The sequence below is a fragment of the Enterobacter sp. DN genome, from assembly GCF_046054285.1.
GTDB lineage: Bacteria > Pseudomonadota > Gammaproteobacteria > Enterobacterales > Enterobacteriaceae > Enterobacter > Enterobacter hormaechei_C.
In genome coordinates, this window is record NZ_JBJJTG010000004.1 from 106147 (window position 1) to 120027 (window position 13881).

General features: G+C 58.5%; 16 protein-coding genes. 13 read left to right on the forward strand and 3 right to left on the reverse strand.

Annotated elements, in window-relative coordinates:
• Nucleotides 1-112: 112 nt before the first annotated feature.
• Complete coding sequence (gene mpl / locus ACJTMZ_RS11385) at nt 113-1486, forward strand: UDP-N-acetylmuramate:L-alanyl-gamma-D-glutamyl-meso-diaminopimelate ligase (RefSeq protein WP_017694649.1); 1374 nt, start codon at nt 113-115, stop codon at nt 1484-1486.
• 104 nt (nt 1487-1590) lie between these two features.
• Here mpl and yjgA read toward each other — a convergent pair whose 3' ends face one another.
• Nucleotides 1591-2142 (reverse strand): ribosome biogenesis factor YjgA, encoded by a 552-nt coding sequence (gene yjgA, locus ACJTMZ_RS11390; RefSeq protein ID WP_003856072.1) that lies wholly within the window; start codon nt 2140-2142, stop codon nt 1591-1593.
• A gap of 95 nt (nt 2143-2237) precedes the next feature.
• On the opposite strand from yjgA, the gene pmbA reads away from it, so the two are divergent.
• Nucleotides 2238-3590 (forward strand): metalloprotease PmbA, encoded by a 1353-nt coding sequence (pmbA, locus tag ACJTMZ_RS11395; RefSeq protein WP_015572506.1) that lies wholly within the window; start codon nt 2238-2240, stop codon nt 3588-3590.
• Nucleotides 3591-3634: 44 nt separating this feature from the next.
• Nucleotides 3635-4021 carry a cytochrome b562 gene (gene cybC, locus ACJTMZ_RS11400; RefSeq protein ID WP_063134961.1) on the forward strand — a complete coding sequence of 129 codons (387 nt, stop codon included), beginning with the start codon at nt 3635-3637 and terminating at the stop codon, nt 4019-4021.
• A 70-nt stretch (nt 4022-4091) separates the two neighbouring features.
• Here cybC and ACJTMZ_RS11405 read toward each other — a convergent pair whose 3' ends face one another.
• Nucleotides 4092-4247 (reverse strand): Hok/Gef family protein, encoded by a 156-nt coding sequence (locus ACJTMZ_RS11405; protein ID WP_072058938.1) that lies wholly within the window; start codon nt 4245-4247, stop codon nt 4092-4094.
• 416 nt (nt 4248-4663) lie between these two features.
• On the opposite strand from ACJTMZ_RS11405, the gene ACJTMZ_RS11410 reads away from it, so the two are divergent.
• The 10 genes from ACJTMZ_RS11410 (at nt 4664) to ACJTMZ_RS11455 (ending at nt 13328) form a co-directional block, all read left to right on the forward strand.
• Entirely contained in the window at nt 4664-5002 is a 339-nt protein-coding gene (locus tag ACJTMZ_RS11410) for a PRD domain-containing protein (protein ID WP_026080657.1), read from the forward strand.
• A gap of 10 nt (nt 5003-5012) precedes the next feature.
• Nucleotides 5013-5375, forward strand: a complete 363-nt coding sequence (locus ACJTMZ_RS11415) for an SFCGS family glycine-rich protein (RefSeq protein ID WP_006810339.1) — start codon at nt 5013-5015, stop codon at nt 5373-5375.
• 2 nt (nt 5376-5377) lie between these two features.
• Complete coding sequence (locus tag ACJTMZ_RS11420) at nt 5378-5677, forward strand: DUF4312 family protein (RefSeq protein WP_006810338.1); 300 nt, start codon at nt 5378-5380, stop codon at nt 5675-5677.
• Between the two features lie 22 nt (nt 5678-5699).
• The gene (locus ACJTMZ_RS11425) at nt 5700-6476 is read left to right on the forward strand and encodes a DUF4311 domain-containing protein (protein WP_006810337.1); all 777 of its coding nucleotides are present in this window, start codon (nt 5700-5702) and stop codon (nt 6474-6476) included.
• Nucleotides 6477-6489: 13 nt separating this feature from the next.
• Nucleotides 6490-7131 (forward strand): DUF4310 family protein, encoded by a 642-nt coding sequence (locus tag ACJTMZ_RS11430; protein WP_015572508.1) that lies wholly within the window; start codon nt 6490-6492, stop codon nt 7129-7131.
• A gap of 42 nt (nt 7132-7173) precedes the next feature.
• A complete protein-coding gene (locus tag ACJTMZ_RS11435; RefSeq protein WP_039271920.1) occupies nt 7174-8307 on the forward strand; it encodes an amidohydrolase/deacetylase family metallohydrolase in 1134 nt (377 codons plus the stop codon).
• Nucleotides 8291-9409, forward strand: a complete 1119-nt coding sequence (locus tag ACJTMZ_RS11440; protein ID WP_063405020.1) for a DgaE family pyridoxal phosphate-dependent ammonia lyase — start codon at nt 8291-8293, stop codon at nt 9407-9409. The genes ACJTMZ_RS11435 and ACJTMZ_RS11440 overlap by 17 nt, the downstream gene beginning before the upstream one ends.
• Complete coding sequence (gene dagF, locus ACJTMZ_RS11445; RefSeq protein WP_015572511.1) at nt 9406-10146, forward strand: 2-dehydro-3-deoxy-phosphogluconate aldolase; 741 nt, start codon at nt 9406-9408, stop codon at nt 10144-10146. Before ACJTMZ_RS11440 ends, dagF begins: the two co-directional genes overlap by 4 nt.
• A gap of 115 nt (nt 10147-10261) precedes the next feature.
• A complete protein-coding gene (locus tag ACJTMZ_RS11450) occupies nt 10262-11398 on the forward strand; it encodes a lactonase family protein (protein ID WP_015572512.1) in 1137 nt (378 codons plus the stop codon).
• A 19-nt stretch (nt 11399-11417) separates the two neighbouring features.
• Nucleotides 11418-13328 carry a transcription antiterminator gene (locus ACJTMZ_RS11455; protein WP_017383912.1) on the forward strand — a complete coding sequence of 637 codons (1911 nt, stop codon included), beginning with the start codon at nt 11418-11420 and terminating at the stop codon, nt 13326-13328.
• A 32-nt stretch (nt 13329-13360) separates the two neighbouring features.
• On the opposite strand, the gene nrdG is transcribed toward ACJTMZ_RS11455, so the two are convergent.
• Nucleotides 13361-13825: an anaerobic ribonucleoside-triphosphate reductase-activating protein gene (gene nrdG / locus ACJTMZ_RS11460; RefSeq protein WP_023302982.1), complete on the reverse strand. Its 465-nt coding sequence runs from the start codon at nt 13823-13825 to the stop codon at nt 13361-13363.
• Nucleotides 13826-13881 lie beyond the last annotated feature (56 nt).

Below are 13881 nucleotides of genomic sequence, written 5' to 3' on the forward strand. Positions count from 1 at the left end.
TATTAGCGCAGAGGTGAATCGCGCCAGCAAAATACGGATTTACCTGAAATGCGTTTCACAGCCGCTGACATGTGAGTAAAATGTGCGCCACATTGAAGAAGGATAGTGACGTATGCGCATTCATATATTGGGGATTTGTGGCACTTTCATGGGCGGACTGGCAATGCTGGCGCGCTCGCTGGGCCATGAAGTGACAGGTTCGGACGCCAATGTGTATCCGCCGATGAGCACGCTGCTCGAGAAGCAGGGAATTTCTCTGATTCAGGGATATGACGCCAGCCAGCTGGAGCCGCAGCCGGATCTGGTGATCGTGGGTAACGCCATGACCCGTGGGAATCCATGCGTTGAAGCGGTGCTGGAACGCAATATCCCGTACATGTCTGGCCCGCAGTGGCTGCATGATTTTGTCCTGCGCGACCGCTGGGTTGTCGCCGTTGCCGGGACGCACGGCAAAACCACCACCGCCGGTATGGCGACCTGGATCCTCGAAGCCTGCGGCTACAAGCCGGGCTTCGTGATCGGCGGCGTACCGGGCAATTTCGACGTCTCCGCGCGTCTGGGCGACAGCCCGTTCTTTGTGATTGAAGCGGATGAATACGACTGCGCGTTCTTCGACAAGCGCTCCAAGTTCGTGCATTACTGCCCACGCACGCTGATCCTCAACAACCTTGAGTTCGATCACGCGGATATCTTTGACGACCTGAAAGCGATTCAGAAACAGTTCCACCATCTGGTGCGCATTGTTCCGGGTCAGGGCCGCATTATCCTGCCGGAGAACGACATCAACCTGAAGCAGACTATGGCGATGGGGTGCTGGAGCGAGCAGGAGCTGGTTGGCGAGCAGGGGCACTGGCAGGCGAAAAAGCTCAACGCGGATGCCTCCGAATGGGAAGTGCTGCTCGACGGTGAGAAAGTGGGCGAGGTGAAGTGGGGCCTGGTGGGCGAGCACAACATGCACAACGGCCTGATGGCGATCGCCGCGGCGCGTCACGTGGGCGTACTGCCTGCGGATGCCGCTAATGCGCTGGGCTCGTTTATCAACGCCCGTCGCCGTCTGGAGCTGCGCGGTGAAGCCCACGGCGTGACGGTGTATGACGATTTCGCGCACCACCCAACGGCCATTCTGGCGACGCTTGCCGCATTGCGTGGCAAAGTTGGCGGCACCGCGCGCATTCTGGCCGTGCTGGAACCGCGTTCGAACACCATGAAAATGGGCATCTGCAAAGACGATCTCGCACCGTCCTTAGGGCGTGCCGACGAGGTCTTCCTGCTGCAACCGCAGCATATTCCGTGGCAGGTGGCCGAAGTGGCAGACGCCTGCATTCAGCCGGCGCACTGGAGTGCGGACGTGGATGTCTTAGCGGATATGGTGGTGAAAGCCGCACAGCCTGGCGATCACATTCTGGTGATGAGCAACGGTGGGTTTGGTGGGATCCATCAGAAGCTGCTGGACGGTCTGGCGAAGAAAGCCGCGGCCGCAGAGTAAAAAAAGCCCGGTGGCGCTAGCGCTTACCGGGCCTACATTTTTTCGCACGACCTTGTAGGCCGGATAAGGCGTTTACGCCGCCATCCGGCGCAAACCCGCACAGATTACTCTTCGTTCTCAGACAGCTCGCGCAGATACTGGAAAATCAGGCGCGCAGACTTCGGCGGCTTATTCCCTTCTTTCTCTTTCTTCGCGTTGCGGATAAGCGATCGCAGCTGCTGGCGGTCGGCATTCGGCCACAGGTTCAGCACTTCAGGTACCGCGTCATCACCCTGCTCGATCAAACGATCGCGGATCTGCTCCAGCTTATGGAACAGCGCAACCTGCTGGTTGTGGCGGTTTTTCAGTTTGTCCAGCGCCTGACGGATCGGCTCCACGTCGCGCTGACGCAGCAGTTTACCGATAAGCTGAAGCTGGCGGCGACGCCCTTCTTTCTTGATTTTCTGTGCCAGTTCAATGGCATCACGCAGATCCTGGTCGAGCGGGATCTTATCCAGCGCGTTTTTACCCAGTTCTACCATTTCTGCGCCAAGCTGTTTTAACTCTTCGGCGTCACGTTTAATTTCACTTTTACTGACCCAGATGATCTCATCATCTTCGTCTTCGATGTCATCACCGGGAACGTCGTCGAGCCAGTCTTCGGGCTGCTTAGTCATGTCAGGCTCCTTAAAAAAAGAGGCTAATGTTACCAGTTAAGACGCGCACTGAAAAACGGTTCTCTGTTAGACTTCACTTAACTCTCTCTTACAGTATGGCATTTGCGATGAAAGTAACCTCACAAGTTGAAGCGCAGCGTAAGATCCTGGAAGAAGCCGTCTCCACCGCGCTGACGCTCGCTTCAGGTAAATCAGATGGCGCCGAAGTGGCGGTCAGCAAAACCACCGGCATTAGCGTGAGCACCCGCTATGGCGAAGTGGAGAATGTAGAATTTAACAGCGATGGCGCGCTGGGGATCACGGTGTATCACCAGAATCGTAAAGGCAGCGCGTCGTCTACCGATCTGAGCCCGGATGCCATCGCCCGTACGGTGCAGGCGGCGCTGGATATCGCGCGTTACACCTCCCCGGATCCTTACGCTGGCGTGGCTGATAAAGAGCTGCTGGCGTTTGACGCGCCGGATCTCGATCTGTTCCATCCGGCGGAAGTGACGCCGGATGAAGCCATTGAGCTGGCCGCGCGAGCCGAGCAGGCCTCTTTGCAGGCTGACAAACGCATCACCAATACCGAAGGCGGCAGCTTTAACAGCCACTACGGCATTAAAGTGTTTGGTAACTCCCATGGCATGTTGCAGGGGTACTGCTCAACCCGCCACTCGCTTTCCAGCTGCGTCATCGCCGAAGAAAACGGCGATATGGAGCGTGATTACGCGTATACCATTGGCCGCGCGCTGGGAGATTTGCAGTCTCCGGAGTGGGTGGGAAAAGCGTGCGCCGAACGCACGCTGTCACGCCTTTCGCCGCGTAAACTCTCCACCATGAAAGCGCCGGTCATTTTTGCCAACGAAGTGGCAACCGGCCTGTTTGGTCATCTGGTGGGAGCGATTGCGGGCGGTTCGGTGTACCGTAAATCGACCTTCCTGCTCGACTCGCTGGGCAAGCAGATCCTGCCGGAATGGCTGACCATCGAAGAGCACCCACACCTGCTGAAAGGGCTGGCCTCTACGCCGTTCGACAGCGAAGGCGTGCGCACGGAACGTCGTGATATCGTGAAAGACGGCATTCTGACCCAGTGGCTGCTGACCAACTACTCCGCGCGTAAGCTGGGGCTGAAAAGCACCGGGCACGCGGGCGGCATTCATAACTGGCGCATTGCCGGACAGGGCCTGAATTTTGAACAGATGCTGAAAGAGATGGGCACCGGCCTGGTGGTCACCGAGCTGATGGGGCAGGGCGTGAGCGGTATCACCGGCGACTACTCTCGCGGTGCAGCGGGCTTCTGGGTCGAAAACGGTGAAATTCAGTATCCGGTGAGCGAAATCACCATCGCCGGCAACCTGAAGGACATGTGGCGCAATATTGTTACGGTCGGTAACGATATTGAAACACGCAGCAATATTCAGTGTGGTTCTGTATTACTGCCGGAGATGAAAATCGCCGGGCAATAATCCCCGTAAAAGCGTGATTAATAATAAAAAAAAGGAAGTGAGCAATGCGTAAACACCTGTTAGCGATCGTCGCGGCTTCAACGCTGGTTCTTGGCTCGTCTGCGTTTGCTGCCGATCTCGAAGACAACATGGACATCCTCAGTGAAAACCTGAAGGTGGTGCAGAAAACGGACAATGCGGCGGACATGAAAGACGCATTGACTAAAATGCGTGAAGCCGCGCTGGATGCGCAAAAAGCGACGCCGCCGAAGCTGGAAAGCAAAGCGGCAGACAGCGCCGAGATGAAAGACTACCGCCACGGTTTTGACGTGCTGGTCGGCCAGATTGACGGCGCGCTGAAGCTGGCGAACGAAGGCAAAGAGAAAGAAGCCCAGGCGGCAGCCGATCAGTTTGTCGCGACCCGCAACACGTACCACAAAAAGTATCGTTAATTGGGTGCCTGAGCTGTACGTCCTCTCCCCGTATGCGGAGGCGCATGATGCGCCCCCGCATCGTTGCTCCCTACTTGCCGGAGCGACAATCCATCCGCGCTGTCACTTCAAGCGAGCCGTTACGAAAACGGATCTCGCACAGTGTTTTCCTCGTCACCAGAGTTAAGATGATTATTGTCAAAGAAATAATCATCAAAACCACGATACTTGGGTTTCTGCGTTTCATGGATGCCTCCTTGCTTTTAAGCGGGCGAGGTAGCGAACTCCACGGTGTGACGTGTCGTTTCGAGCCCCCGCCCTGATTTTTTATCAGGCGGGGCTTTCCACTTTCCGTCCCATGCCTGAGACGGTCAGTCTCAAGCACCCGCCGCCACTCTAGCGGATCCCCATAAGAAAACCTTATCCACGTCACATTTCTACGAGCCTGCTCGTAATCTTTTCCACTCCGCTTACCAGACTAATGCCGCGTAATAGCGTGATATTCATCACGTAAATCCAGCGATTTATACAGATTCACCGCATTTATGTGGCACAGATCACTGCCGCTGCTCGCCTTTCCACTTCGAAGTGGAAAACAACTCGCTACAAACAATTCCCCCTCGACGTTAGTTTTATTCCAGAGCCATTAACGGGGTAAGACGAGTGATTAACGGAGCGGTAATGAACGACGTTGGGGAACAGGCGGTGCAAACAGAACAGCTCGCGAACACCATGCTTCAGCAGGTCTACGCCCTGCTGGCCCGGCACAACATCATTCCCAACGCGGTACAGGAGCAGATGCTGACCTCCCACGTTCGCGCAATGGCGCACCGGTCCGTGACCGGCGAGCCGCTGCCAGAGGTTGAAGCAGAGCTGTTTGACGAAATTTCACCAGATTCAATGCAACTCGCCCGTGAAGTGGTAGCGCAGTTCGGCAACCTTCCTGATGAAGAGGCCTGGCTGCTCTCCGTTCACTTCGAAGTCGCGAAAGACAACCTTTAAGGAGCAACACATGGAACAGATTACAGTCGTGATTGGCGATCGCCTGGGTAAAGGTCAGAAAGTGGCTGCGGGTGTGGAAAAAGCCGGCGGACGCGCGGTTGTCGTACCGGGCATGGCAGCGGATATGAAGCTCGGTGACGTGATGAAAGCAGAAAACGCCACCTTCGGGATCTCCTTCTGCGGCAGCGGCGGCGCGGGCGCCATCACCGCTCAGACCAAATATGGCTACAAGGCCAAATACGGCATGCGCTCCGTGGATGAGGGGGTGACCGCCATAAACGAAGGCTGCAACGTGCTGGGCTTTGGCTTTATGGATAAAGAAGAGCTGGGCGAGCGTCTGGTACAGGCGTGGCAGAAGAAATACGGCGCGTAAGCATGAAAGAACAGTTCACAACCACGGTGAGAGTGAAGGGGAAGGGCGACGCCAAAGCGCGCGCCTTTGCCGACGCCCTCAACCACGTTCAGGCTGCGGTGATGAAAGCCTCACCGCATATCTTACTGCGTATTGAGCCACAGGATGTGCAGGTTGTTCAGGCGCAAGAAGCGGTGCGAAAAGAAGCGTTTCTGTTCTTCTTTTTGCGCCGGGAAAGACGCACCTACAGCGTGGAGCTGGATGTGACCGTCAACGTGACCGCCATCAATCTCGACCAGGTGGATTTCGTCACGCAACGCTGATTATTCATAAAAGGGCAGACTGATGTTCTTAATTATATTAATAAAATCGCTCATCATTGGCGGCCTGGTTGGCGTCGGTGTTGGCGCCGGGGCTGCACGCATGTTTCATGCGCCTACCACTCAGGGTATGGGCGCGTTTCGTACGTTGGGGGAACTGAACTCCTGCGAAGGGGATCCGGCGTCCCACTTCTCCTTTGGGTTAGGTTTCTTCTTTAACGCCTGGGCCTCTTCCGTGGCCGCAGGTGCCTTCACACAGGACGTTGACCACCGCATCATCCCGAACTGGGGTGCTGCTGCACTGATGATTAAAAACCGTAACGTCGGTGAAACGCTGCATGACCCGCGCAAAATGGCGATTGCCTGCGGCATCATCGGCATGATTGTTGTGACCTTCCTTAACCTGACCGCCTCCTCCGTTCCGGCAGCGCTTCAGGTGACCGCCGTGAAGGTGCTGGTACCGGCGGCGAACCTGCTGGTCAACACCGTGATGCCGGTGATCTTCTGGCTGGCGGCCATCGACGCGGGTAAAAAATCGGGCTTCTGGGCCACCATCTTTGGCGGCGCGGCACAGCTGATCATGGGTAACGCCGTACCGGGTCTGGTACTGGGTATTCTGATTGGTAAAGGTGTTGAAGAGAGTGGCTGGAACCACGTCACCAAAGTGATGATGGCGGCGATCGTTCTGCTCTTCGTGCTGAGCGGCTTCTTCCGCGGCTTCGACATGAAGATGATCGAATCCTTCCATCTGACCGTGCCGAACTGGCTCGACATGATCCACAACTCGCTCAGCGGTAAATAACAGGAGCCTCTAAATGGAACAGAATAAAGGTTTTTGGTATGCCGACTGGTCGTTCCCGATCTTCGTTGGCCTGCTCTCCTCCGGCGTCTTCGCCGGGACGCACATGTACTACCTCTACGGCATCGGCGCGTTTAACGAAGTGGCCTTCGTGGCGATGCTGAAAGCGGGAATCGATACCGGCGTCTACGGCGCGGTGGCGGCGTTCGGTGCTAGCTTCCTGTTCGCCCGTATTATCGAAGGCTCGCTGGTGGGTATTCTCGATATCGGCGGTGCGATCCAGACCGGCGTGGGCCTCGGCGTTCCGGCGCTGCTGCTGGGCGCGGGGATCATGTTCCCGGTGACCAACTTCATTGCCGCGCTGATTACCGGCCTGGTGATTGGCCTGGCGATTGGCTACGTCATCATCCTGGCGCGTAAGTTCACCATCAATCAGAGCAACTCCACCTACGGCGCAGACGTGATGATGGGCGCGGGTAACGCCTCCGGCCGCTTCCTCGGGCCGTTGATTATCCTCAGCGCCATGACCGCCTCCATTCCAATCGGCGTCGGTTCCCTGGTAGGCGCGCTGCTGTTCTACATCTGGCAGAAGCCGATTACCGGTGGCGCCATCCTCGGCGCAATGATTTTGGGCTGGCTGTTCCCGGTCGCCCTTTAATACCCGCGGGCGCTTCGGTGCCCGCTTTATCAGGAGATCCTCATGTTTGATTTACTCCTGCGCCGTGCGCGCCTCGCCGACGATACCCTGACCGATATCGCCATCCAGGACGGGAAGATTGCCGCGACAGGCGACATTGACGCTCCCGCCCGCAAAACGGTTGAGCTGAACGGCGACGTGTTCGTCAGCGCGGGCTGGATTGACTCCCACGTCCACTGCTACCCGAACTCCCCGATTTACCATGACGAGCCGGACAGCGTGGGCATTGCCACCGGCGTCACCACCGTGGTGGACGCGGGCAGTACCGGAGCCGACGACGTGGACGATTTTTACGCCATCACCCGCAAAGCCTCCACCGAGGTGTTTGCCCTGCTGAACATCTCCCGCGTGGGGCTGATCGCCCAGAACGAGCTGGCCAACATGGCGAACATTGACGCCGATGCGGTGAAGCAGGCGGTGACGCGCCACCCGGATTTTATCGTTGGCCTGAAGGCGCGCATGAGCAGCAGCGTGGTCGGTGAAAACGGCATCACCCCGCTGGAGCGCGCGAAAGCGATTCAGAAAGAGAACAGCGACCTGCCGCTGATGGTGCACATCGGCAACAACCCGCCGAACCTCGATGAGATTGCCGAACTGCTGAGCTCCGGCGACATCATCACCCACTGCTACAACGGCAAGCCTAACCGCATTCTGACGCCCTCCGGCGAGCTGCGCGCCTCCATCACCTCCGCCCTGAAGCGCGGCGTGCGCCTGGACGTCGGTCACGGCACGGCGAGCTTCAGCTTTGAAGTGGCGAAGCGCGCCATTGCGATGGGCATTCTGCCGCATACCATCAGCTCGGATATTTACTGCCGCAACCGCATCAACGGCCCGGTCGGCTCGCTGGCGAGCGTGATGTCGAAATTCCTCGCCATCGGCATGTCATTGCCGCAGGTGATTGACTGTGTCACGGCCAACGCCGCCGACGGCCTGCGCCTGACGCGCAAAGGCCGCATTCAGCCTGGCCTCGACGCCGATCTGACGCTGTTTACGCTCAAGCGCCAGCCGACGGTGCTGACGGATGCCGAAAACGACAGCCTACAGGCTGAACACATTCTGATGCCGCTTGCCGCGATCCGCGCGGGCAAGGGCTACATGACCGAACAAGGGAGCACGGAACATGCCTTCGATTTATGAGAAGTACAACTTAAAGCAGGTTATCAACACCTCTGGCCGCATGACGGCGCTGGGTGTCTCCACGCCGCGCCCGGAAGTGGTGCAGTCGGCGATGGACGGCATGAATCACTATTTCGAGATGAAGGATCTGGTCAATAAAACCGGGGAATACATCGCGAAGCTGCTGGAGGTGGAAGGGGCGACGGTGGTCTCCTGCGCGTCGGCGGGCATTGCCCAGTCCGTGGCGGCGGTGCTGGTGAAAGACAGCGACTGGCTGCTGGAAAACCTGCACGTCACACCGATTGAAAACAACGAAATCGTCCTGCCGAAAGGCCACAACGTGAACTTTGGCGCGCCGGTGGGCACCATGGTGGCGCTGGGCGGCGGCAAGCTGGTGGAGGCGGGCTACGCCAACGAATGCTCTGCCGATCAGCTGGCGGCGGCGATCACTCCGCGCACGGCGGCGATCCTCTACATCAAATCGCACCACTGCGTGCAGAAAAGCATGCTCAGCGTCGAGCAGGCGGCGGTCGTGGCGCGCAAGCACGATCTCCCGCTGATCGTCGATGCGGCGGCGGAAGAAGATCTGCACGCCTACTACCGCTCCGGTGCCGATCTGGTGATCTACAGCGGCGCGAAGGCGATCGAAGGGCCAACCAGCGGGCTGGTGATCGGCAAAACCCAGTACGTTGAGTGGGTGAAGCGCCAGACGGCGGGCATTGGTCGCGCGATGAAAGTGGGCAAAGAGGGTATCCTGGGCCTGACCTGCGCCATCGAACACTACCTGACGGCGACCAAAGAGAGCGGGGCCGAGATGGTGGCGAAGATGACGCCGTTTATCGACGCGTTGAACACCCTGAACGGCGTGACCGCGCGCGTGGTCTGGGACAGCGCCGGTCGCGATATCGCCCGTACCGAGATTAAGTTCGACGAAGCCGCTACGGGCGTCGGCACGGGCGATCTGGTGGCGAAGCTGAAACAGGGCGAATACGCCATTTACTTCCGTGGCTATAAGGCCAACGAAGGGATTATCGAGGCGGACGTGCGCAGCGTGAATGCTGACCAGCTGAACATCGTGTACCGACGCATTAGCGAAGTATTAGGACAGGAGAAAAACGCATGAAACTGACCCCCAACTTTTACCGTGACCGCGTCTGCCTGAACGTGCTGGCAGGCTCAAAGGCCAACGCCAGCGCCATTTACGAGGCGGCGGAAGGTCATGTGCTGGTGGGCGTGCTCTCCAAAAATTACCCGGACGTGGCGAGCGCGGTTGCGGACATGCGCGAATACGCAGCCCTGATTGATAACGCGCTCTCCGTGGGGCTGGGCGCGGGCGACCCGAACCAGTCGGCGATGGTGAGTGAAATCTCCCGCCAGGTGCAGCCGCAGCACGTTAACCAGGTCTTTACCGGCGTGGCCACCAGCCGCGCGCTGCTGGGGCAGAATGAGTCCGTGGTCAACGGTCTGGTCTCCCCGACCGGCACCGTCGGCATGGTGAAAATCTCCACCGGCCCGCTGAGCAGCGCAGCTATGGACGGCATAGTGCCGGTTGAAACCGCTATCGCCCTGCTGAAAGATTTCGGCGGCAGCTCCATCAAGTACTTCCCGATGGGCGGCCTGAAATGCCGTGACGAATACCAGGCGGTGGCGGAAGCCTGCGCCCGTCACGACTTCTGGCTGGAGCCGACCGGGGGAATCGATCTGGAGAACTTCGAGGCGATCTTGCAGATCGCCCTGGATGCGGGCGTGAGCAAAATCATCCCGCATATCTACAGCTCGATTATCGATAAAGCCAGCGGTGATACGCGTCCGGAAGATGTGCGTACGCTGCTGGCGATGACGAAGAAGCTGGTTAAGTAGAACCTGCCCCTCACCCTAACCCTCTCCCACCGGGAGAGGGAACCTTTACCCCCTCTCCCTTTGGGAGAGGGCTGGGGCGAGGGGAAACAAACCGCACACACCCGAAGGAGCCACCATGCACACCCGTACCCTGCTTGTCGCTTCACTCTCTTTACTTGCTACCTCTGCAATCGCTCAAACCCAGTACGCCTGGGTGGGCACCTATAATCCGAACGGTGAAGGGCTGTACCGCTTTACCGTCGATCCGCAAACCGGTGCGCTGAACGATAAAACACTGGTGAGCAAACTGCCGAACGCCGCGCAGTTAACCGTCTCACACGACGGCAAAACGCTGTATCTGGCAAGCGAAGTGGAGCAGGGCGTGGTGCAGGCGCTGCGCATCGGTGATAACGGCGCGCTGAGCGAGCTGAATCAGGTGTCCTCCGGCGGCGCGGGGCCGGTGTATCTTTCCCTGACGCCGAACGGCAAACATCTGCTGGTGGCAAACTACATCAGCGGAACTGTCGCGGTGCTACCCGTTAACGCAGACGGCAGCCTGGGCGATGCTACGGACACCCATCAGGACAAAGGCGAACCGGGCGCGGCGAAGCCGGAAGCTGCCGTCGAAGGCAGTTTCGCCATCAGCGATCATAACGGCCCACATGCGCACATGATCGCCGCCGATCCGGGCGGGAAATACGTTTTTTCCACCGATCTGGGGCTGGATCGCATCTATCAGTACCGTTTTGACGATCAAACCGGGAAGCTGACTCCGAACGATCCGCCATTTATCAGCGCCTCCTCAAAAGGGGCCGGGCCGCGCCACTTCGTCTTTACGCCGAAAGGCGATGCCCTGTGGCTGATTAACGAAGAGGCGTCTACGCTCACCCATTATGCGCTGGACAGTAATGGCAGGCTGAAAGAGGGTAAAACGGTTTCAGCCCTGCCGGACGGTTATAAAGGCACCAGTTTTGCTGCCGGGCTGGCGCTAAGCGCCGACGGGAAACAGCTGTATGTCGCTAACCGTTTGCATAACAGCATCGGGCACTTTACCGTAACGGCGGAGGGTACGCTGACGCATCAGGATGATGTCTGGACGCGCGGCGACTATCCGCGCACCCTGACGCTCGATAAGCAGGGTCGCTGGCTATACGTCATGAACCAGCGCAGCGACAACATTACCCGTTTCCGCGTGGCGCCGGACGGCAAGCTGAGCGCCGAGCCAGACTATACCCCGGTCGGCAGCCCATCCCAGATGGTCATTTCACCCTGAGCAGTAAGAGGACAACGACGTGCGATTTCCGAACCAACGTTTAGCGCAACTTTTCGATCTGTTGCAAAACGAGACGCTGCCACAGGACGAGCTGGCGCAGCGGCTGTCGGTCTCCACGCGAACCGTCCGGGCGGATATCACCGCCCTGAACGCGCTGCTGGCCAGCCACGGCGCGCAGTTCATTTTGAGCCGGGGCAACGGCTATCAGCTCAAAATTAATGATGTGGTGCGCTATCAACAATTGCAGGCGTCCCACCCGCGCGCGCTGCGTATTCCGCGAACCGGACCGGAGCGCGTGCACTATCTGGTGGTGCGTTTTCTGACGTCAGCCTTTTCCCTCAAGCTGGAGGATCTGGCCGATGAGTGGTTCGTCAGCCGGGCCACGTTGCAGAGCGACATGGTGGAAGTGCGTGAGTGGTTTCACCGTTACAACCTGACGCTGGAAACCCGCCCGCGCCACGGGATGAAGCTGTTTGGCAGCGAGATGGCGATCCGCGCCTGCCTGACCGACCTTCTGTGGGAGCTGGCGCAGCAGGACAGCCTGAACCCGCTGGTGACCGACGTGGCGTTGAACGCGGGCGTGGCGGAAAAGATGGTGCCGGTGCTGCACGATGCGCTGACGCGCCATCACATTCGCCTGACCGATGAAGGCGAGCTGTTCCTGCGCCTGTACTGCGCGGTGTCGGTGCGGCGCATCAGCGAGGGGTATCCGCTGCCGGAATTCCACGCGGAAGACGTGGAAGAGAACGTGCGTGAGGCGGCGAAAGATATCGCGGTGGCTATCCAGGAGCTGGCGGGCAAAGCGCTTTCGCCGTCAGAAGAGAGCTGGCTATGCGTGCACATTGCGGCGCGGCAGATCCAGGAGATCGCCCCCAGCGCGATTAACGCCGACGACGATGAAGCGCTGGTCAACTACATTCTGCGCTACATCAACACCCACTATAACTACAACCTGCTGAGCGATGAGCAACTGCATGCAGATCTGCTCACGCACATCAAAACCATGATTACCCGCGTGCGGTATCAAATCATGATCCCCAATCCGCTGCTGGATAACATCAAGCAGCACTACCCGATGGCGTGGGATATGACCCTCGCGGCGGTGTCGAGCTGGGGCAAATACACCCCGTATGTGATCAGCGAAAACGAAATTGGTTTTCTGGTGCTGCATATCGGCGTCGGGCTGGAGCGCCATTACAATATCGGCTACCAGCGCCAGCCGCGGGTGCTGCTGGTGTGCGACGCCGGTAACGCGATGGTGCGCATGATCGAGGCGGTACTTCAGCGTAAATATCCGCAGATTGAGGTGACGCGCACGCTCACCCTTCGTGAGTACGAGCTTGCCGATGCCATTGGCGAAGACTTCGTGATCTCCACCGCCCGCGTGAGCGAAAAATCCAAACCGGTGGTGATGATCGCCCCGTTCCCGACCGATTATCAGTTAGAGCAGATCGGCAAGCTGGTGCTGGTGGATCGCACCCGCCCGTGGATGCTGGAAAAATACTTCGACGCGGCCCATTTCCGCATTCTCGACAAGCCTGTCGACCAGCAAACGCTGTTCCGCGAACTGTGCGGGCAGCTTGAAGGGGAAGGTTTTGTCGGCGCGGAGTTTCTGGAATCGGTTATCGAGCGTGAAGCCATCGTCAGCACCATGCTCGGCGACGGCATCGCGCTGCCGCACTCCCTCGGGCTGCTGGCGCAAAAAACGGTGGTCTACACCGTGCTGGCGCCGCAGGGCATTCAGTGGGGAGATGAAACCGCTCATGTCATCTTCCTGCTCGCCATCAGCAAAAGCGAGTACGAAGAGGCAATGGCGATTTACGACATCTTTGTCACCTTCCTGCGTGAACGCGCGATGGCGCGCCTGTGCCAGTGCGAGAATTTTGCGGCGTTTAAGGCTGAGGCGATGGAGAGTTTGAGTCGGTTTTGACGTTCAGGCGGACAGAGGATATCCGCCTTCATTCAACGCAGATGATGCACAACCTGGTTGCTGCTGCCGCGCCAGATAAGCATAGGATCTTTTAGATCCTGCACGAACTTGCCGTCGACCAGGACGTTAATCAGATCCACCACTTCCATCTGCTGCGCATTCAGTTCATCCAGCTTATAGCCCGTCCAGACCCAGATGTCTTTTCCTGCGCACTCGCGGCGGATGCGTTTTACCAGCTTCAGGATCGCCGGCACGTTTTGCGGATGGAGCGGGTCGCCGCCGGAGAGCGAGATCCCCTGGCGTTTGATGCGCGTGTCGTTCAGGTCGTTGATGATGCGGTCTTCCATCTCAGCGGTAAACGGCATACCCGAGTTCAGGCGCCAGGTGCTTTTGTTGTAGCAGCCGGGGCACTCGTGAACGCAGCCTGATACAAACAGGGTACAGCGGGTGCCGGGGCCGTTGACGATGTCGACGGGGTAGTACTGGTGATAGTTCATCGCGAATAACCACGCCGGGTGGCGCTGCGCTTACCCGGCCTACAAAAGAGAGCGGT